General features: G+C 72.6%; 19 protein-coding genes and 1 pseudogene. 9 read left to right on the top strand and 11 right to left on the bottom strand.

The genetic code is table 11. The annotated features are described in order from the left end of the window. Positions 1–49: 49 nt before the first annotated feature. From eat to eutC, 3 genes are read left to right on the top strand one after another with little or no spacing between them, the layout of a single operon-like run. Entirely contained in the window at positions 50–1,444 is a 1,395-nt protein-coding gene (eat, locus tag KPF22_RS09235; RefSeq protein WP_224401754.1) for an ethanolamine permease, read from the top strand. Further along, positions 1,441–2,817 carry an ethanolamine ammonia-lyase subunit EutB gene (locus KPF22_RS09230; protein ID WP_208825299.1) on the top strand — a complete coding sequence of 459 codons (1,377 nt, stop codon included), beginning with the start codon at positions 1,441–1,443 and terminating at the stop codon, positions 2,815–2,817. Before eat ends, KPF22_RS09230 begins: the two co-directional genes overlap by 4 nt. Continuing rightward, positions 2,814–3,551 (top strand): ethanolamine ammonia-lyase subunit EutC, encoded by a 738-nt coding sequence (gene eutC, locus KPF22_RS09225; protein ID WP_208825296.1) that lies wholly within the window; start codon positions 2,814–2,816, stop codon positions 3,549–3,551. The genes KPF22_RS09230 and eutC overlap by 4 nt, the downstream gene beginning before the upstream one ends. On the opposite strand, the gene KPF22_RS09220 is transcribed toward eutC, so the two are convergent. The 4 genes from KPF22_RS09220 to aceA are packed head-to-tail and all read right to left on the bottom strand — an operon-like array spanning position 3,508 to position 7,000. Further along, positions 3,508–3,732 carry a hypothetical protein gene (locus tag KPF22_RS09220; protein ID WP_224401753.1) on the bottom strand — a complete coding sequence of 75 codons (225 nt, stop codon included), beginning with the start codon at positions 3,730–3,732 and terminating at the stop codon, positions 3,508–3,510. The two genes, eutC and KPF22_RS09220, sit on opposite strands and share 44 nt — an antisense overlap. Next, on the bottom strand, positions 3,729–4,862 hold the full coding sequence (locus KPF22_RS09215) for a bifunctional 2-methylcitrate synthase/citrate synthase (RefSeq protein ID WP_224401752.1): 1,134 nt from the start codon (positions 4,860–4,862) through the stop codon (positions 3,729–3,731). Before KPF22_RS09215 ends, KPF22_RS09220 begins: the two co-directional genes overlap by 4 nt. Further along, positions 4,859–5,683, bottom strand: coding sequence for an isocitrate lyase/phosphoenolpyruvate mutase family protein (locus KPF22_RS09210; RefSeq protein WP_224401751.1), 825 nt, complete (start codon positions 5,681–5,683; stop codon positions 4,859–4,861). The genes KPF22_RS09215 and KPF22_RS09210 overlap by 4 nt, the downstream gene beginning before the upstream one ends. Before the next feature lie 12 nt (positions 5,684–5,695). Beyond that, the gene (gene aceA / locus KPF22_RS09205; protein ID WP_224401750.1) at positions 5,696–7,000 is read right to left on the bottom strand and encodes an isocitrate lyase; all 1,305 of its coding nucleotides are present in this window, start codon (positions 6,998–7,000) and stop codon (positions 5,696–5,698) included. A 209-nt stretch (positions 7,001–7,209) separates the two neighbouring features. Between aceA and KPF22_RS09200 the strand changes: the two genes are divergently transcribed. Continuing rightward, a complete protein-coding gene (locus tag KPF22_RS09200; RefSeq protein WP_224401749.1) occupies positions 7,210–8,637 on the top strand; it encodes a short-chain fatty acyl-CoA regulator family protein in 1,428 nt (475 codons plus the stop codon). Here KPF22_RS09200 and KPF22_RS09195 read toward each other — a convergent pair. After that, positions 8,613–9,512, bottom strand: coding sequence for an LLM class flavin-dependent oxidoreductase (locus KPF22_RS09195; RefSeq protein ID WP_224401748.1), 900 nt, complete (start codon positions 9,510–9,512; stop codon positions 8,613–8,615). The genes KPF22_RS09200 and KPF22_RS09195 overlap by 25 nt on opposite strands. 45 nt (positions 9,513–9,557) lie before the next feature. On the opposite strand from KPF22_RS09195, the gene KPF22_RS09190 reads away from it, so the two are divergent. Genes KPF22_RS09190 through KPF22_RS09180 form a run of 3 tightly spaced genes read left to right on the top strand, consistent with a single transcriptional unit; the run spans position 9,558 to position 12,426 of the window. Continuing rightward, positions 9,558–10,538, top strand: coding sequence for an ABC transporter substrate-binding protein (locus KPF22_RS09190; RefSeq protein WP_224401747.1), 981 nt, complete (start codon positions 9,558–9,560; stop codon positions 10,536–10,538). Further along, positions 10,535–11,665, top strand: a complete 1,131-nt coding sequence (locus KPF22_RS09185; RefSeq protein ID WP_224401746.1) for an iron ABC transporter permease — start codon at positions 10,535–10,537, stop codon at positions 11,663–11,665. The genes KPF22_RS09190 and KPF22_RS09185 overlap by 4 nt, the downstream gene beginning before the upstream one ends. Then, positions 11,662–12,426, top strand: a complete 765-nt coding sequence (locus tag KPF22_RS09180; protein ID WP_224401745.1) for an ABC transporter ATP-binding protein — start codon at positions 11,662–11,664, stop codon at positions 12,424–12,426. Before KPF22_RS09185 ends, KPF22_RS09180 begins: the two co-directional genes overlap by 4 nt. A gap of 123 nt (positions 12,427–12,549) precedes the next feature. Here the strand turns inward: KPF22_RS09180 and KPF22_RS09175 are convergent. After that, positions 12,550–12,810: pseudogene (locus KPF22_RS09175) on the bottom strand (MmgE/PrpD family protein); the annotation flags it as partial. A 224-nt stretch (positions 12,811–13,034) separates the two neighbouring features. Further along, positions 13,035–13,187 carry a hypothetical protein gene (locus KPF22_RS09170; protein WP_224401744.1) on the bottom strand — a complete coding sequence of 51 codons (153 nt, stop codon included), beginning with the start codon at positions 13,185–13,187 and terminating at the stop codon, positions 13,035–13,037. 264 nt (positions 13,188–13,451) lie between these two features. Between KPF22_RS09170 and KPF22_RS09165 the strand changes: the two genes are divergently transcribed. After that, a complete protein-coding gene (locus tag KPF22_RS09165; RefSeq protein ID WP_224401743.1) occupies positions 13,452–14,594 on the top strand; it encodes a DUF4041 domain-containing protein in 1,143 nt (380 codons plus the stop codon). Between the two features lie 21 nt (positions 14,595–14,615). After that, positions 14,616–15,389, top strand: coding sequence for a hypothetical protein (locus KPF22_RS09160; RefSeq protein ID WP_224401742.1), 774 nt, complete (start codon positions 14,616–14,618; stop codon positions 15,387–15,389). A gap of 26 nt (positions 15,390–15,415) precedes the next feature. On the opposite strand, the gene KPF22_RS09155 is transcribed toward KPF22_RS09160, so the two are convergent. From KPF22_RS09155 to KPF22_RS09140, 4 genes are all read right to left on the bottom strand, one after another. After that, the gene (locus tag KPF22_RS09155) at positions 15,416–16,597 is read right to left on the bottom strand and encodes a hypothetical protein (protein ID WP_224401741.1); all 1,182 of its coding nucleotides are present in this window, start codon (positions 16,595–16,597) and stop codon (positions 15,416–15,418) included. Then, positions 16,597–17,721, bottom strand: a complete 1,125-nt coding sequence (locus KPF22_RS09150) for a hypothetical protein (RefSeq protein WP_224401740.1) — start codon at positions 17,719–17,721, stop codon at positions 16,597–16,599. The genes KPF22_RS09155 and KPF22_RS09150 overlap by 1 nt, the downstream gene beginning before the upstream one ends. A gap of 141 nt (positions 17,722–17,862) precedes the next feature. Beyond that, on the bottom strand, positions 17,863–18,933 hold the full coding sequence (locus tag KPF22_RS09145) for an ABC transporter ATP-binding protein (RefSeq protein WP_224401739.1): 1,071 nt from the start codon (positions 18,931–18,933) through the stop codon (positions 17,863–17,865). Positions 18,934–18,954: 21 nt separating this feature from the next. After that, positions 18,955–19,146: a hypothetical protein gene (locus tag KPF22_RS09140; RefSeq protein ID WP_224401738.1), complete on the bottom strand. Its 192-nt coding sequence runs from the start codon at positions 19,144–19,146 to the stop codon at positions 18,955–18,957. Positions 19,147–19,191: the final 45 nt, after the last annotated feature.

Genomic DNA, 19,191 nt, shown 5'->3' with positions numbered 1-19,191 from the left:
CCCCACACCCGGCGGTCCCCGCCGGTGCGGACGCGCCCAGGAGGACGACATGGCCCAGGATCCGTCGGACTACCTGGAGCGACGCCGGCTGCGGACCGGGGCGGCGGGCTGGGTCCTGCTGGCCGGGCTCGGCGTCAGCTACGTCATCTCCGGCGACTACTCCGGCTGGAACTTCGGCCTCGCCCAGGGCGGGTTCGGCGGGCTGCTGATCGCCGGTGTCGTCATCGCGGGCATGTACTTCGCGATGGTGCTGGGCATGGCCGAGCTGTCCTCGGCGCTGCCCGCCGCGGGCGGCGGCTACACCTTCGCCCGCCGCGCGCTGGGCCCGTGGGGCGGGTTCGCGACCGGCACCGCGATCCTCATCGAGTACGCCATCGCCCCCGCGGCGATCGCCACCTTCATCGGTGCCTACGTCGAGTCGCTCGGCCTGTTCGGGATCACCGACGGCTGGTGGGTCTACCTCGCCGCCTACCTGCTGTTCATCGGCATCCACATCGCCGGCGTCGGCGAGGCGCTCAAGGTCATGTTCGTGATCACCGCGATCGCCGTGCTGGGGCTGCTGATCTTCGCCGTCGCCGCGGTGCCGCTGTTCGACACCGCCAACCTCGTCGACATCGCGCCGACCACGGCCGCCGGGGCGTCACCGTTCCTGCCCTTCGGCTACCTGGGGATCTGGTCGGCGGTGCCGTTCGCGATCTGGTTCTTCCTCGCACTGGAGGGCGTCCCGCTGGCCGCGGAGGAGGCACGCGACCCCGAGCGGAACGTGCCCCGCGGGATCGTCGCCGCGATGCTGGTCCTGCTCGTCACCGGGGCTCTGGTGCTGGTGCTCGCGACCGGCGCGCTCGGCGCACAGGCGCTGTCGGAGTCGGGCAACCCGCTGGTCGAGGCGCTTGGCGGGTCGACCGCCGGGGTCGTCGTCAACTACGTCGGTCTGGCCGGGCTCGTCGCGAGCTTCTTCTCGATCATCTACGCCTACTCCCGCCAGACCTTCGCGCTGTCGCGCGCCGGGTACCTGCCGCGGGTGCTGTCGGTGACCAACGGCCGCAAGGCCCCCACCCTCGCGCTGATCGTCCCCGGCGCGATCGGCTTCCTGCTCTCACTCACCGGGCAGGGCGCGGTGCTGCTCAACATGGCGGTGTTCGGCGCGGCCCTGTCCTACGTGCTCATGATGGTGAGCCACATCGTGCTGCGCCGGACCGCGCCGGAGATGCCGCGGCCCTACCGGACCCCCGGCGGCGTCGTCACGACCGGGTTCGCGCTGGCCGTCGCCGTGCTCGCCGTCATCGCGACGTTCCTCGTCGACCCGGTCGCGGCGGGCGCGACCCTCGGCGCCTTCGCCCTGTTCATGCTGTACTTCGCGCTCTACTCCCGACACCACCTGGTCGCCGCGGCCCCCGACGAGGAGTTCGCGGCGCTGGCACAGGCGGAGGCCGAGCTCACGTGACGACCCGCAGGGCCTCCGTCGGGGGGCACACCCACGAGTTCGCGGACCTGCGGGCGCTGCTGGCCGCGGCCACCCCGGAACGCTCCGGGGACGTGCTGGCCGGTGTCGCCGCCCGCTCGGAGTCCGAGCGCGTGGCCGCCCAGACGGTGCTCGCCGACCTGCCGCTCGCGACGTTCCTGACCGAGCAGGTCGTCCCCTACGAGGACGACGAGGTGACCCGGTTGATCGTCGACTCGCACGACCGCGCGGCGTTCGCCCCGGTCGCGTCGATGACCGTCGGCGGGTTCCGCGAGCACCTGCTCGACCCGACCACCGACACCACCGCGCTCGCGCCCGGCCTGACCCCGGAGATGGTCGCGGCGACCGCCAAGCTGATGCGGCTGCAGGACCTCATCGCCGTCGCGCGGCGCACCCCGGTCGTCACCGCGTTCCGCTCGACGGTCGGGCTGCCCGGCACGATGGCGACCCGGCTGCAGCCCAACCACCCCACCGACGACCCGGCCGGGGTGACCGCGTCCATCGTCGACGGGCTGCTGCTCGGCTGCGGCGACGCCGTCATCGGCATCAACCCGGCGACCGACTCACCGCAGCGCACCACCGACCTGCTGCACCTGATCGACGAGGTCCGCACCCGCTACGACATCCCCACCCAGTCCTGCGTACTCGCCCACGTCACAACCTCCATCGAGATCATGGAGCGCGGCGCCCCGGTGGACCTGGTGTTCCAGTCCGTCGCCGGCACCGAGGCGGCGAACACCGGGTTCGGGGTGACCCTGGCGATGCTGCGCGAGGCGCACGACGCGGCGCTGTCACTGGGCCGGGGCACCGTCGGCACGAACTGCATGTACTTCGAGACCGGGCAGGGCTCCGCGCTGTCCGCCGACGCCCACCACGGCGTCGACCAGCAGACCCTCGAAGCCCGCGCCTACGCCGTGTGCCGGGCGTTCGACCCGCTCCTGGTCAACACCGTCGTCGGGTTCATCGGGCCCGAGTACCTCTACGACGGCAAGCAGATCACCCGGGCCGGGCTGGAGGACCACCTGTGCGGGAAGCTGCTGGGGGTCCCGATGGGCGTCGACGTCTGCTACACCAACCACGCCGAGGCCGACGCCGACGACACCGACGCCCTGCTCACCCTGCTCGGCGCGGCCGGCTGCTCGTTCGTGATCTGCGTGCCCGGCGGCGACGACGTGATGCTCCACTACCAGTCGCTGTCCTTCCACGACGCGCTCTACGCCCGTCAGGTGCTGGGCCTGCGTCCCGCCCCCGAGTTCGAGGGGTGGCTGTCCACCATGGACATGCTGGCGCCGGACGGGCGGCTCAAGGAGCTGGCGCCGTCCGCGGTCCGGGCGCTCACGGCGGGTGTGCGGTGAGCGGGTCCGATCCGCTGGAGCTGCTGCGGGCCTCCACCCGGGCGCGGGTGGCACTCGGGCGGGCCGGGGACGCGCTGCCGACCGCCCGGCTGCTGGAGCTGCGCGCCGCGCACGCCGCGGCCCGCGACGCCGTGCACACCCCGCTCGACGTCGACGCGCTCACCGACCGGATCGCCGCGCTCGGGGTGGACACGCTGCGCGCCGCCGGGGCCCCGGCCGACCGCACCGAGTACCTGACCCGGCCCGACCTGGGCCGCCGCCTCGCCGACGGCGCCGACCTGCCGCGCGGGGAGCACGACGTGGTGCTCGTCGTCGCCGACGGGCTCTCGCCCCGCGCGGTCGCCGAGCACGCCCCGGGGATGCTGGCCGAGATCCTCGACCGGCTCGACGGGTGGCGGGTGGCGCCGGTCGTCGTCGCCACCCAGGCCCGGGTCGCGCTCGGCGACGAGATCGCGACCGCGGTGGGGGCGCGGCACGTCGTCGTGCTCGTCGGGGAGCGGCCGGGGATGAGCTCGGTCGACTCGCTCGGGCTGTACTTCACCTACGACGCCCACCGGGGCCGCCGCGACTCCGAGCGCAACTGCATCTCCAACGTCCGCCCGCCGCACGGCACCGGCTACGCCGCCGCCGCGACCACGCTCGCCCTGCTGATGAGCGAGGCGCGGCGGCTCAAGCTGTCCGGCGTCGCGCTCAAGGCCGATCCGGCGCTGCCCCCGGGTGCTCCGGACGGCTGAACAGCGCGGGCCGCTTCTCGGGGAAGGCCGCCCATTCCCTCCGCCCGGTCGCGCGCCTGCCGACCGCGGTGCCGACGCCGGCCTCACCGGCAGCGCCGTCGACGAGCCGCAGGTCGTCGACCACGAGCGGGGCGGCGAACCCGCCGGTGAGGTCCGGTTCGCCGGGCTGGTGGGCGGTCACCGAATGCCACTCACCTCCCTGCGTGCCTTTCCGTCGTAGTGCGCGACAGGGCGGATCAGGACGTCGTGGGCGGCCTGTTCGATCACGTGCGCGGTCCAGCCGCTGATCCGCGACATCGCGAACAGGGCGGTGAACAGCGGGGTGTCGAACCCCATGAGGTGGAACAGCGGACCCGCGGCGTAGTCGAGGTTGGGGCGCAGCCCCTTCTCCCGGAGCATCGCGCCGGCGAGGACCTCGTAGTGCGCCATCAGGTCCCGGCCGCCGCGCAGCTCCGCGACCCGTCGCATCTGCGTGTGCAGTGCGGGCACCCGCGAGTCACCGCGCTTGTAGACCCGGTGCCCGAAGCCCATCACCCGCTCGCCGGCCTCGAGCCGGGCGGCCAGCCAGTCGTCGACGTGGTCGGGGTCGCCGATCTCGGCGAACTGGGTCATCACCGCCTCGTTCGCCCCGCCGTGCAGCTCGCCCTTGAGCGCGCCGAGCGCGGCGACGACCGCGCTGTAGAGGTCCGACCGGGTGGAGGTGACGGTCCGGGCGACGAAGGTGGAGGCGCTGAAGCCGTGGTCGGCGTAGAGGATCATGGCGATCTCGAACGCCCGCACGATCTCCGGTTCGGGGACCTCCCCGAAGGTCATGTGGAACACGTTCTCGGCGTGGCCGAGGCCGGGGTCCGGTGGGATGGGGTCCAGGCCGCGGCGACGCCGCTGGTCCAGCGCGACGACCGTCGGCAGCACCGCGAGCAACTCCACGGCCTTGTCCGCACTCGCGTCGGTGGAGCGGTCCGCCGTCGCGGGGTCGACGGCACCGATCAGGCTCACGGCGGTGCGCAGCACGTCCATCGGGTGGCAGTCGGTCGGCAGCGACAACAGCATCGCCTCACACGCGGGGTCCAGCGCCCGCAGGGACCGTTCACGACGCTCCAACGCGGCGAGCTCGGCCGCGTCCGGCAGCTCACCCGTCCACAGCAGGTGCGCCACGTCGAGGAACGTGTGGCGCTCGGTCAGCCCGGGCGCCGGGTAGCCGCGGTAGAGCAGCACGTTGCGGCAGGGGTCGACGTCGGAGATCGACGTCGTGTCGGCGACGACCCCCACCAGGCCGCGCCGGACGTGGGTGTCCCTCGGGTTCTCGGTCATCGGTGTCCTCCTCCGGCGGGAGCCGCGGCGCGGTCCCGGGTGCGGTCGCCGCCGTGGGCTCCGGGCGGGAGCGCGCCGGCGGGACCTCGTGGTGTTCCTGCGTCGCGCGGGTCCCGGCGGCCACGGTCGGTGGCGGCCGGGGCCCGCGGGCCGGTGACGGGGTGGATCACGACGTCCATGCCGAGGGCGGCGAGCTGCGTGACGGTGGGCAGCAGGACGGGGGTCGGGTCGCCGCCGGTGACCGTGGTCGCGGTCACGAGCAGCGGGACGGCGAGGGCCTCGCGCAGGACCGTGTACGCGGTCCGCGACGCGGGCGCCTCGACGACGATCACGTCCGCACCGGCGCCCACACAGGCGCGGGCACGGTCGATGGTCTCGATCAGGCCGCCGGCAGCGCCGGCGGTGGTGCGGACCCCGATCAGGAGGTCCGGGTCGCGGCGGGCCCGCACGGCGGCGCGGACCCGGGCCGCGACGTCGTCGGCCGCGTGGTCGGTGGGATCGGTGTCGTCGAGGTGCACACCGGACGCGCCGGCGGCCTCGAACCGGGCGACGTCGTCGTCGCCGCCGGCACCGCCCAGGTCCACGAGGACCGGCAGCGGGGTGGCCCGCACGATCCGCGCGGTCAGCGCGACCGGCTCCTCCGCGCCCGCGGTCGCCGCCGTCACGTGGACGCCGTCGAGGCCGAGCGCGGCGACCTGGCGGGCGGCCGCGGTGGTGGTGACGGTCTGGAAGCGCAGCGGTCGCGCCCCCGGCCGGGCACGGGCGAGTGCCGCGCGCAGCCCGGTCCGCCTGCGGACCGGGGGGACGTCGGTCTGCAGCATCAGCGCACCCGTTCAGCCGTGGAACTGCTCGGACTCGGTGGACCCGGCCAGCGCCGTCGTCGACGACTCCGGGTTGACCGCGGTGGAGACCGCGTCGAACCAGCCGGTGCCGACCTCGCGCTGGTGCCTGATCGCGGTATAGCCGTCGGCCTCGGCGCCGAACTCACGCTCCTGCAGCGCCACGTACGAGGTCATGCCGTTCGCGGCGTAGCCCTTGGCCAGGTCGAACATCGAGTGGTTGAGTGCGTGGAAACCGGCGAGGGTGATGAACTGGAACGCGTAGCCCATCGCGCCCAGCTCACGCTGGAAGCGGGCGATCGTGCCGTCGTCGAGGTGCTTGCGCCAGTTGAACGACGGCGAGCAGTTGTAGGCGAGCAACTGGTCCGGGAACTCGCCCTTGATCGCCTCGGCGTACTTGCGCGCCAGCTCCAGGTCCGGCACCGAGGTCTCCATCCACAGCAGATCGGAGTACGGCGCGTAGGCCAGACCGCGGGTGATGCAGGGCTCGATACCGCCGGTGACCCGGTGGAAGCCCTCCGCGGTGCGCTCGCCGGTGAGGTAGGGCCGGTCCCGCTCGTCGACGTCGGAGGTGATCAGATTGGCGGCCTGGGCGTCGGTCCGGGCGACGATCACCGACGGCACGTCGGCGATGTCGGCCGCGAGCCGCGCCGCGTTCAGCGTGCGGACGTGCTGCGAGGTCGGGACCAGCACCTTCCCGCCCAGGTGCCCGCACTTCTTCTCCGACGCGAGTTGGTCCTCCCAGTGCACGCCCGCCGCCCCGGCGGCGATCATGGCCCGCATCAGCTCGAAGGCGTTGAGCGGACCGCCGAAGCCCGCCTCGGCGTCGGCGACGATCGGCACCAGCCAGTGCGGGTCGTCTCCGCCGTCGGCGGCCGCACGGCCCTCCAGGGTGCTGATCTGGTCGGCCCGCAGCAGCGCGTTGTTGATCCGGCGCACCACCGACGGCACCGAGTTCGCCGGGTAGAGGCTCTGGTCGGGGTAGGTCTGCCCGGCCAGGTTGGCGTCGGCGGCCACCTGCCAGCCGGACAGGTAGATCGCCTCCAGCCCGGCGCGCACGCTCTGCACCGCCTGGTTGCCGGTCAGCGCGCCGAGTGCGTGCACGTAGTCGCGCTCGTGCAGCAGCCGCCACAGCCGCTCGGAGCCCAGACGGGCCAGGGTGTGCTCCTCGCGGACGCTGCCGGCCAGCGCCAGCACGTCCTGTGCAGTGTGCCCGCGGGTGGTTCCGGCCCAGCGCGGGTCCTGCGCCCACTGCCGCTCCAGCTCGTCGATCCGCTCCTGGCGATGGGTCCCGGTCATGTCGTGCTCCTCTGCGAAGGTCTCGTCCGTGTCCGCGCTCACGGCCCGGCCGGTGGTGACCGGAGGGTGTGGCGATCTCTCGAACGGGGCGCGACCAGCATCGGAGCCGGGACCGGCGTCCGGCGACGGTGGCGAGCTGCCAACTCCTGCGCATCTTCCGGCCGGATTCTGCGAAGGTTGCGAAGGGTGCCCCGGCTACAGTCCGCGACATGGCGACGTCAGGCATCCCGGGGACCCGGTTGCGCGCGCTGCGCGAGACCCGCTCGATGAGCCAGGCCCAGCTGGCCCGCACCCTGGAGATCTCGCCCAGCTACCTCAACCAGATCGAGCACGGCTCACGCCCGCTGACGGTGCCGGTCCTGCTACGGATCACCGAGGTGTTCGGCGTCGACGCGGCGTTCTTCGCGGCCCGGCGGCCCGAGCGCCTCGTCGCCGAGCTGCACGAGGTGTTCGCCGAGACCACCTCGGCCGCCGGGTCGGTCCCGGTGGGCCAGATCGAACGGCTGGCCGCGGAGCTGCCCTCGGCGGCCGACGCGGTGCTGGAGCTGTACCGACGCTGGCGGCGCGCCGACGAGCACCTGGCCGCGGCGGCCGACGGCCCGCGCGACGGCAGCGACCGGGTCCGGTCGGCGTCCCCGCACGAGCAGGTGCGCGACTACTTCTACCGACGTCGCAACCACGTCGCCGAGCTCGACGACGCCGCCGAGTCGCTGGCCACCGGGATCGGGGTCCGGCGCGGCGAGGTGCGGCGCGCGCTGGCGGAGCGGCTGCGCAGCGTGCACGGCGTCGGCATCGCCGGCCTGGAGGACGACCGCGGCGGCGCCGGCGAGCTGCACCGCTACGACCCCGTCGACCGGGTGCTGCGGCTCTCGCCCACACTCCGCGCCGGACAGCAGGCGTTCCGGATGGCGACCCAGCTCGCCCTGCTGGAGCACGACGACACGATCGAGGCCCTCGCCGCGCAAGAGCCCGTCGACGCCGACACCCACACACTGACCCGGATCGGCCTGGCCCGGTACTTCGCCGCCGCACTGACCCTGCCCTACGGCGAGTTCCGCACGACGGCGGAGACCTTCCGCTACGACATCGAGCGCCTGTCCGACCACTTCGGACAGGGCTTCGAGACGATCGCGCACCGGCTGTCGACGCTGCAGCGCCCGTCGGAGCCCGGGGTCCCGTTCTCGTTCGTGCGGGTGGACCGGGCGGGGAACATGTCCAAGCGCCAGTCCGCGACCGGCTTCCACTTCTCCCGCGGCGGCGGGACGTGTCCGCTGTGGAACGTCTACCGCGCCTTCGCCTCCCCCGGCGAGATCGACGTGCAGGTCGCGGCGATGCCCGACGACGCCCGCTACCTCTGGGTCGCGCGCACCGTCACCGGCTCGCAGCGCCGCTGGGGGCGGCCGGGCAAGACGTTCGCGATCGCGCTGGGCTGCGAGCTGCGCCATGCCCACCGGCTCGTCTACTCCGACGGGCTCGACCTCGACAACCCCGCGGCGGCCACCCCGATCGGCGCGGGGTGCCGGGTCTGCAGCCGGACCCGCTGCCCGCAGCGGGCCTTCCCGCGCCTCGACCACGCGACCCAGATCCTGGAGGACCGCAGCACCTTCGTGCCCTATCCGGTGTCGGCCGGCGGCTGAGCGGCCCGGGCCGCCACAGCCGCCAGCCCCCGCAGGACGGGGCGTAGCTCGTCGAGGGTCAGCCGGGCGGGCTGGACGTGGCAGAGCAGCTCGGTGGCGTGGGGCAGGCACGGGTCGGCGGCGAGCGCGGCGAGGACCTCGGGGCCGGTCCCGGCGTGGACGTTCCCGGCGGCGAACCAGGCCGACGGGTCGTGCCCGCGCCGGGCGACGTGCGGGGCGAGCAGGGCGTGGACGGCCGCACGGGACGCGCCGGGCAGCACCGGCCGCGACAGCCCCACCCGGGCTCCCCCGGCCGCGCGGAACCGCCCGAGCAGCCGGGCCGAGCGGTGGTCGTCGGGGCCCGCGGGCCCGGAACGGCGACCGGACAGCAGCCCCAGGCCGTGCCGGACCGCCGTGTCGACCCCACCCGCCGACGACGTCGCCAGCCACACCCGGTCCCGCAGCCCCGGGGCCGCCGGCGTGACGGCACCGGTCAGCGCGTCGACGGCCTCGTCGAGCCGGGCGTACCGCTGCACCGGGTCGGCCCCGAAGGCCTCCCACACCCCCGGGTCCGACCCGGCACCCAGCCCGAGCTCCAGCCGGCCACCGCTGAGCACGTCCACCGTGGCCGCGTCCTCGGCGAGCCGCAGCGGGTGCTCCAGCGGCGCGACGACGACGGCCGTGCCCAGCCGGATGCGCGCGGTACGGGCCGCGACCGCGGCGAGGACGACCAGCGGCGAGGACACGTGGCCCTGCTGGGCGCCGAGGTGGTGCTGGGCGACCCAGAACGAGGAGAACCCGAGCTCCTCGGCGAGCACCGCGAGCCGGACGGTGTCGTCCAGCTCGGACGCGGCGTCGCGGGGACCCGCGCCGTGGGTGAGCACGCCCCATCTCACACCAGACACTATGGACATCTGAGCAGGTTTTCATACATTGGTCCGGTGTCCCGACCCCGCCTCCGCGCCGCGACCGCCGCGCTCACCGCCCTCCTGCTGACCGGCTGCGGTGCCGCGGTCACCGACGCCCCCACCGCGGGCTCCCCGGCCGCCGGGTTCCCCGTCGTCGACGACAACTGCGGCGTCACCACGACCTACCAGGCGCCGCCCACCCGCGCGGTCACCCTGACCTCGAACGCCACCGAGCTGCTGCTCGAGCTGGGCGTGGAGCGGTCGATGGTCGGCACCGCGTACCTGAAGAACCGGCCGATCGGCGAGCGCTACGCGCAGGCGTACGCCTCCGTCCCGGTGCTCGCGCCGGGTCAGCCGTCGCTGGAGCAGCTGCTCGCGGCCGAGCCCGACTTCGTCTACTCCGGCTACCCGGACGGCTTCTCCGAGTCGAACGGACACACCCGCGCCCGGCTCGCGGAGCTGGGGATCGACACCCACCTGAACCCCGAGTCCTGCCGCGAGGGGCGCTCCGGGTTCGACGACCTGTTCGGGGAGATGACCCGCATCGGGGCGATCTTCGGGGTGCCGGAGCGGGCCGGACGCAGCGTCGATGCCCTGCGCACGCGGCTCGACGCCGTCGCCGAGCGGCTGGGGACGGTCGAGCCGGTCGACGTGTTCGTCTACAACAGCGGCACCGACGCCCCGCGCACCGCGGGCGGGCGGGCCCTGCTCACCGACATGATCGAGCGCGCGGGCGGCCGCAACGTGTTCGCCGACCTCGACCAACGCTGGGGCGAGGTGTCGTGGGAGCAGGTCGCGCGGCGCGCCCCCGACGTCGTCCTGATCTACGACTACCTGGACCCGAGTGTCGAGTCGAAGATCGCCACGCTGCGGGCGACCCCCGCGGTCGCCGGGATGCCCGCGCTGACGCGCCCCTTCCCCACCGTCCCGCTGTCGGAGGCCCAGCCCGGCCCGCGGTCGGTCGACGCCGTCGAGCGACTGGCCCGCGAGCTGCACCCCGACCGGTTCCGGTGACCCGGCGGGAGCAGCTCGTCGCGGCGCTGCGCCCGGACGGTCCGCTCCCCGCGGCCGGGCCAGCACCGCGCGGCACCGCCGGGCACGGCCGTGTGTCGACGACGGCGGCGGTGGCCGTCCTCGGCGTGCTGCTGGTCCTCGCCGCAGGCCTGGCCCTGACGACGGGATCGGTGTCGGTGCCGTGGTCGCAGACCTGGCGGATCCTGGCCCACCGGCTCGGTGGCACCGCCCTGGTGTCCGACCCGGACTGGTCCCGGGCCGAAGACCTGATCATCGCCGACACCCGGCTGCCCCGGGTGCTGCTCGCCGGGCTGGTCGGCGCGGCGCTGACCGTGGCCGGGATGGTGCTGCAGGCCGTGGTCCGCAACCCGCTGGCCGGCCCGGGCGTGATCGGGGTGTCGTCGGGCGCGGCGACCGGCGCCGTCGTCGTCATGCGGTTCGGACTGCTCGGTGCGGGGGCGCTCACCCTCAACGTGGCTGCCTTCGCCGGAGCGCTGCTCACGCTCGCCGTCGTGCTGGCGGTCGCCCGCTCGGCCGGGCGGATCACCGTGCTGCGGCTGATCCTCGGCGGGGTCGCGGTCGGGTCGGTGCTGTCCGCACTGACCAGCCTGCTGGTGCTCACCGCGCCGAGCCCGACGCTGGCGTCCCAGGTCCTGTTCTGGACTCTCGGCGGGTTCGGCGCTGCCCGCTGGGACGTGCTGGTCGTCCCGGCCGCCGTGCTCGCCGCCGGGGTGACGGTGCTGGTCTCCCGCTCCCGCGACCTGGACCTGCTGCTGGCCGGCGACGAGAGCGCCGGTGCACTGGGGCTCGACGTGAACCGGTTCCGGCTGGCGATGTTCGTCGTCGTCGCGGTCCTGGTGGGGGTGACCGTCGCGGTCAGCGGGGTGATCGGGTTCGTGGGCCTCATGCTGCCGCACGTCGTGCGGTTCCTGGTCGGTTCCGGGCACCGGCGGGGCCTGCCGGTCGCGGTGCTGGTCGGCGCGCTGTTCACCGTGCTCGCCGACCTCGTCGCCCGGACCGTGGTCATCCCCGAGGAGCTGCCGGTCGGCATCGTGACCGCCCTGGTCGGCGGGCCGTTCTTCGTGTGGCTGCTGCGCCGCGACGGCCGCAGGCAGGACACCCGATGACCCCGCTGGAGATCCGCGACGTGCACGTCGTCGCCGGGCGGGCGACCCTCGTCGACGGGGTCTCGGTGTCGGTCAGGGCAGGTGAGGTCGTCGGGCTGCTCGGCCCGAACGGCAGCGGCAAGTCCTCGCTGCTGCGCACCGTCTACCGGGTCGGGGTCCCGGCGTCCGGCTCGGTGCTGGTCGACGGCTCCGACGTCCGGAGCCGCCCGGCCCGGTGGGTTGCGCAGCGGGTCGGGGTGGTCCTGCAGGACATGCCGTCGGACTTCCCGCTCACCGTGCGCGAGGTCGTCGCGATGGGGCGCTCGCCGCACAAGCGGCCGCTGGCCGCCGACGACCCCGTCGACCACGGCCTGGTCGGTTCCGCCCTGGAGCTGCTCGACCTCACCACCCTGGGCGGGCGCCGGTTCGCCACCCTCTCCGGAGGCGAGCGCCAACGCGCCCTGGTCGCGCGGGCGCTGGTCGGGCGGCCCGCGCTGCTGGTCATGGACGAACCGACCAACCACCTCGACGTCCGCCACCAGCTGGCGCTGCTGGAGCTCGTCCGCGACCTGGGCCTGCCCACCCTGGTGGCGCTGCACGACCTGAACCTGGCCGCGCGCTACTGCGACCGGCTGTGCCTGCTCGACGGTGGCCGGGCCGTGGCGACGGGATCCCCCGCCGAGGTGCTGACACCCGAGCGGATCTCCGCGGTGTACGGCGTCACCGCGACGGTGCTGGACCATCCGTCGGCGGACTGCCCGCTGGTCGTGCTCTCCCCCTGAGCACATCCCGGACCGCCCGTGGGTGGGAGTAGTCGGCCGCCAGGAACGTGTCGTGGAGGTCCAGCTCCGCACCGCGACGCCGTTCGCCCACGCCGCCCACTCCGGCCAGACCCGATCCCGGGTGCCGAACACGACCGAGCCCGCACGGTCCCCGGCCGCCGCGTGCCGCAGCGCCTGCGCCCGGGCGGCGACGACCGGGCCGCGGTCCATCGACGCCGTCGCCACACCGGCGTTGTCGACGAGCCGGTTCACGACCATGTCGGCGACCTCGGCGGGCGGGGCGACCGGATAGGCGGCCACCTCCGCGATCTTCCAGGCGAGCTGGTCGGTGCGAGCGAGGTTCTCCTCGCTGCGGTGCACCCGGACCTTGTGGTCGACGGTCATGCGGGCTCCTCCTCGTGAACGGCGGTCGGCCGTGGGACCGACCCTGGCCCGGCGGGGATGCGCGGGGCCAGGGCGTGTACGAGGTGAATCGCAGCCGGGTAACCGGCGGGAACTGCGAAGACTGCGAAGGAACTGCTCCGCTCACTGCCCCCGTTTGCTCTCACGACGAGGTCTCGCCAACCTGGATGGCGAATGGGGACGATCGACGAGAACTCCGCACTGCGTCAGGAGCAGACATGGGCCGTCCAGACCAGCCACCACCACGTCCGGAAGCCCGTCCCGTCGGGCTGCTCGGGGCCCGGCGAGTACTGCGCGAGGTAGAGGGAGAGAACACCGGGCTCCGGCAGCGGATCGACCGACTCGAATCGCAGCTCCACTCCGAAGGCCGGCGGGCCCAGTACGAGATCGGTGAGCTCCGCCGCCGGATCGAACGGTTACAACAGGAGAACCTGGGGCTACGGAACAGGGACGCCGTCGCCTACGAGAGAGAGGCGGAGCAGGCTGCCGACCGGCTCGCCGAGGTGCGGACGACACTCGCAGCCGCCACGGAGTCCGTACGCGGCCAGCACCTGCGGGCACGCGAGATCGCCGAGCAGAGCCGCTCTGTCCTCGCCGAGGCGGTGACGGTGGCGGACAGGATCGTGAGTTCCGCACGCACCAGGGCCTCCGAGGTGGAAGGTGCCGTCGACGCCGAGCTCGCCGAGCGTCGAGCGCGGGTCGCGGAGCTGGACCGGCAGATCGTCGTCACCGAGGACCTTGCGATGCTGCAGGAAGCCGGAATCTACGAGTTCCGGCACCGTCTCGATGACGCCGTCGCATACAAGGCCCGTCTGGAGCAGCTCAAGGACAGCTACAAGTCCCTGCAGCGCAACGACGAAGCAGTCCTGGCCGCATCCGGGTGGACCGTCAACGGCTCGGCGTCCGAAGGCAAACGGATGCTGCGCGACTACACGAAGCTCATGCTGCGTGCCTACAACGCCGAGGCGGACAACTGCATCCGGACCATGCGTCCCCACCGGCTCACGACGTCGATCGACCGACTCACCAAGGCACGCGACACCATCGCCAAGCTCGGGCGCACCATGCAGATCCGGGTCAGCGAGCCCTACCACCGCGCCCGGGTCGAGGAGCTCGAGCTCACTGCCGACTACCTCGCCCAGCAGGAGCAGGAGAAGGAACGCATCCGAGCCGAACGGGAGCGGCAGCGCGACGAGGACGCAGCCCGTAAGGAGTTCGAGCGAGAGAAGGCCAGACTGATGAAGGAGCAGAACCATTGGAAACTGGTGCAGGAGAAGTGGCGGGCCCAGGGTGACGAGGTGAAGGTCGCCGAGGCCGAGAGCAAGCTCGACCAGCTCCACTCCGCCATCCAGGGCGTCGAGTCGCGCGAGGCCAACGTCCGTACCGGGCACGTCTACGTGATCTCCAACGTGGGCGCCTTCGGCGAGCACATGGTGAAGATCGGGATGACCCGTCGCCTCGATCCCCACGACCGGGTCCGGGAGCTGGGCGATGCCTCGGTTCCGTTCAAGTTCGACATCCACGCCCTGGTCTTCAGCTCCGACGCCGTCGCACTGGAGAACCACCTGCACCGCGCACTCGCCGACCGACGCGTCAACCGTGTCAATCTGCGCCGGGAGTTCTTCCACGCCACTCCGGCGGAGGTCCTCGACGTGCTGCGGCGCACCGACCAGGGCGACAACGTCCTGCAGTTCACCGAGCTCGCCGAGGCCGAGGAATGGCGCGCGAGTCTCACCATCGCCGGCCACACCGCCGTCCCGGTGTGATCCCCTCCCCCAGGAGCACGCGTGCCCACCTCCGAATGGCGCCCACCACCGAACTGGCCCGTCCCGCCCCAGGGGTGGACGCCGCCGCCCGGCTGGCAACCCGACCCCGCATGGGGTCCCGCCCCACCGGGTTGGTCGTTCTGGTCCGTATCCGCGACGGAGCAGGACGTCGACGACCCCGGCGACGAGGACAACGACCTCGTCCTCGGTCACCGGGCAGCGCGCAAGTGGCGCAGGACCCAGGCCGGGCTCCGTGCCTGCCTGCAACCCGGCGAGGCGATGCGGGGCTTCTTCCTCGCGAACACGCTGCGCCCGATGACCGACTACATCGCGGTGACGTCGGAGCGTGTGCTCGCGGGTCATGTCGCCGACCTCGCTCACGCCCCTCCCGGGCTGCGCAGCGCCCGTCTCCACGACATCGTCGCCCTGAACACCGAGCCCGCCACGATCAGCAGGTTGCCGAAGCTCTCGGTCCGGTGTGGTGACGGCAGCGAGGTGTTCCTGGGGCAGCTCATGGCCGGTGAGGACGAGCTCCTGCTCCGCCGTGCCGCCGGGATCCCGGACGCGCCGTCAACCGTGGCCTCCCCGCCGGCCCCGTCTCCGTCGTCGCCACGCAAGCCGTCGGTCGTCACGACACGGGCACCCGAGCCGTCCGCTGCCGAACGGGTTCCGGTCCCGGAGGTACGGGCGGACGGCCGGAAGGAGGAGATGGAGGCCCGCATCCGCAGGCTCGTGGACGAGGCGGTCATCGACGATGCGCAGGCGCACCACGTGCGCTCCGTGCTGTTCCCGTGATGGCGGTCCGTCGTGGACGAGTCGGGTCACGGAAGAAGGTTGAGACCTGCGGCAATGTCGGCGTCGATCCGGTCCAGCTCGGTGAGAACAGTGTTCCAATCCGGCGCGGCAGCGTCCGTCCTGGCGCGGGCCCGCCCCCTGGCGTCGACGGCGAGCATGCCGAGCCTGAGCAGGACGGGCACATTGACATGACGCAGGGCCATCTTTCCCGTGGGCATCACCAGGCTCCGGGCCACGGCCTTGCCCATGCTCGCAACAGCGGTCACCGCGTGCGCAGACAGCAGCAACTCGTCCCGGAGTGCCTCTTCGGACGCGGTCAGCCCGGAGTTCCCCGTGCGGACCGCGGCCCGAGCGTGGACGTGGGTCCGGATGATGGTCTCGGTCGCGAGGAGGGCGAGGGACGGCGACACCGCTCCCGACCGGATGTTGAGTCCGGCTCCCAACTCTGTCCCCCGGTAGACCTCGTGTGCGAACTTTCGGAGTCCACGGTGTGGAATCTCGTACAGCAGGGTCCACCCGGGCAACGGCAGGCTCATCGGGGTCACGAAGTCCGCCGCGAGATGCTTCGCCCACAGGCCGAGTGCCTCTGTCAGCGAACCCACCGTCCTGAATCCTGGACGTTCGACGTCATGCCGGATCCCGTCGTCCCAGGCGACACCGGTGAAAACTCCGTCACGGATCTGACGCAGCGCCGCAATCGGCCGACCGAGATCATGTCCTGAGGACCGGACACGATGGTCGGGGCCGCCGAAACCAGGACCGGTGTGATCAATCGCCAACCGGCGTCCGTCGCGCTCCCACGAGCGGATGAGTTCCGTGTCCTTCAGCCCCGCCAGACGCCGACGGAGAGCACGATCCAGGTCCGCGTCGAACCAGGTCGCGGCGAATCCCACTGCTCCGGCAAGTCCGACGACCACGAGGTCGTCGATCGCCCACGGCAGCCGCTCCCGATCCCTCCACGCGTCGAACGCGTCCTGCTGTACTGCGGTGAGCGCAGCTGCCGCGTCCACGTCGGTCCAGCCCCGCGCGCCACGCAGAGCATCGTTGACCTGGGTCAGTCCGGCATAACTCCCGGCCCTCGCCACCCGCTCCCGCGGCGTGGCGACCGGCCGGATGGCGTCGTCGTCCATGAGCCGGCCCAGCTCCTCCTCGATCTCTCGGAGGCGGCGGCTCTGGGTGTCGAGGTTGCGCAGAATCGTCTCGTCCATCAACCCGCCGCCCCCGCGGAGACGACCGAGTCGTCGCCGGCATCATCATTCGGGTCCGCCGAACGGATCCGATCCAGGGCAGTGCCGAGTGCGGTCTCGATCTGGCGGGCCTCGACGCGCTCGACGCGGAGCTGGGCACGGAGTTGCCTGTTCTCGGCGGTGAGCAAGGTGTTCGCCTCACGGAGCTCGTGCAGACGCCGGGACAGCACGTCCAATGCGGCCGTCACGTCGTCGAGCCGTTCCTGCATCGCCAGGACGATGCGCTTTGCCAGTTCCTCGTCGTGATCTTCGTGGAGGACGACCAACCGTGTGGCGACAGCCAGACGGAGCGCCTCGGCGGTGACCCGGCCGGCGCTCCAGCCGGCAAGCCACGACCCGGTCGCACCCGCTCCCAGCCCGGACACGACGCCGATACCGGCCAAAAGGATCGAGCCGCCCGCCATCCCGAATCCACCGGCTGCCAGAGAGCCCCCGCCCAGTACCGCGAGACCTGCCGACGTCGCAGCCGCTCCACTCAGACCCGCTCCGGCCACCGCGGCGGCGATCGCAGGAGTTGCGGCCCCCATCGTCGCCACGCCGATCCCCACGCCGACAGTCGAAGCGACCGCGACCCGCCCCCACTTCGTCTGTCGGCGGGCGACGGCGCGCCGAACCGCCGCGATCTCGGCCGTGACCCGGTCAATGTCCCTCCAATCCAGAACCTCCAGGAACGAGGTCAGCTGGACGAGCACGGTTCGCCGGAGCCGCGCATCCCATCGGACGTCCGGGGCATCGAACATGCAGACGTCGATCAGCACCAACAGGGACCGCGACCGCGAGCGGAGATGCGCGGCGAGATCGCCGGCCATGTGCGCGACGGCGGCCGCCCGGATCTCGGGATCGGTCACCGCGAGATCGTCGACCAGCTCCCGACACCAGGCAGTGTCCGAACAGCCCTCCAGCTCGTCGAGAAGCTGACGAACCACGGCCTGCTGCGCGTCGGCCCGCGCCGCACGACGCTTGTCGCCGACCACGTTCACAGCTCGCTGCAGCAGTGCCGCACACAGGGCGAGACCCACCACGCGCTCGGGGCCCGTGAGGTCGAGTTCTCCGTTGACGGCGGTCGATGTGCGGCGGCGCGGCATAGTTCTCCTTGAGTCCAGCTCGGTCCCTGCCACCACAAGCGACGGCGCGCACTCCGCCGTTAGCACCACTCCACAATCTTGAGGACGGCGCCGGTCGGCCGCATCGAGTACGACGTCCGACCGGGCATCTCTGACGACGGCTCAGCCGCGCACCCGAGGCTGCACGTCGGTCGGCCAGTCGTCGCCCGCCCCCGCCCGCACCTCCTGCCGGGTCGTCCCGTCCCGCGACGGACCGGTGGACGCCGCGTCGGCGTCGGCGTACTGCTCCCGGATCGCCTCCTGCGCCGAGGACGGCAACTCGTGCAGCATCTCCTGCACCCGCTCACGACGACGGTGCACCGCCTGCCGATCCGGCATCCCGGTCGACGCCACCAGCTGCGGCTTCATCGGCGGACGACCCTCCAGCTCACCCGCCTCCTCCATCTCACGGGCGGCCTGCGCGGCATCCTTCTCCTCCGACATCCCGATCGGACCCTCCCGACGCCCGTTCAGGAACTGCGCCACCACCGGCTCGTCGGAGGTCAACAACACCTCCCGCGGACCGAACATCGCCAGGTGCTTGCGATAGAGCAACCCGATGTTGTCCGGCACCGTCTGCGCCGAGTTGATGTCATGGGTCACGATCAGGAACGTCGAATCCGTCATCGCGTTCAGATCGATGATCAGCTGGTTCAGATACGCCGTCCGCACCGGATCCAGACCCGAGTCCGGCTCGTCGAACAGAATGATCTTCGGATCCAGCACCAACGCCCGCGCCAACCCCGCCCGCTTGCGCATACCCCCCGAGATCTCACCCGGCAGCTTGCCCTCGGCACCGACCAGACCGACCATGTCGATCTTCTCCATGACGATGTCGCGGATCGCTGACTCCGACTTGCGCGTGTGCTCCCGCAACGGGAACGCGATGTTGTCGAACAGGTTCATCGACCCGAACAACGCACCGTCCTGGAACAGCACCCCGAACAGCTTCCGGATCTCGTACAGCTCGGACTCCGAGCACTTGCACAGGTCGACGCCCTCGATCACGATCGACCCCCGCTCCGGCTTCAGCAGCCCGATCAGGGACTTCAGGAACACCGACTTACCGGTACCCGACGGTCCGAGCAGCACCGACACCTCACCCGCGGGCAGCGTCAGGGTCACGTCCGACCAGATGTTGGCCCGACCGAAGGACTTCGTCAGTCCCTCGACCTTCACCTCGACACCCGTCATGGGGTCACGTCTCCTTCTCGCCTAGAAGTTGCGCAGGTCGGACACGAGCCACCGGCCGTCGACCCGCTGGACCGTGACCTCGGCGCGGCCCGCGGTGGTGCGCGGCGGCTCGCCGGTGCGGACGGCCTCCTGCGTGAAGTAGAGCAGGGCGGTGACCCGGTCGGCGTCGGCGGACACCACGCCGGCCCGGGTGACGACGGTCCGTGTCCCCACCCCGGCGGTCCAGGGCCGGACGCCCGGATGCCGATCCTGGAGGGC

Source organism: Pseudonocardia sp. ICBG1034 (assembly GCF_020131375.1).
Taxonomy (GTDB): Bacteria; Actinomycetota; Actinomycetes; order Mycobacteriales; family Pseudonocardiaceae; genus Pseudonocardia; species Pseudonocardia alni.
Note: the sequence above shows the minus strand (reverse complement) of the source record. Positions and strands in the feature narration are given on the sequence as shown.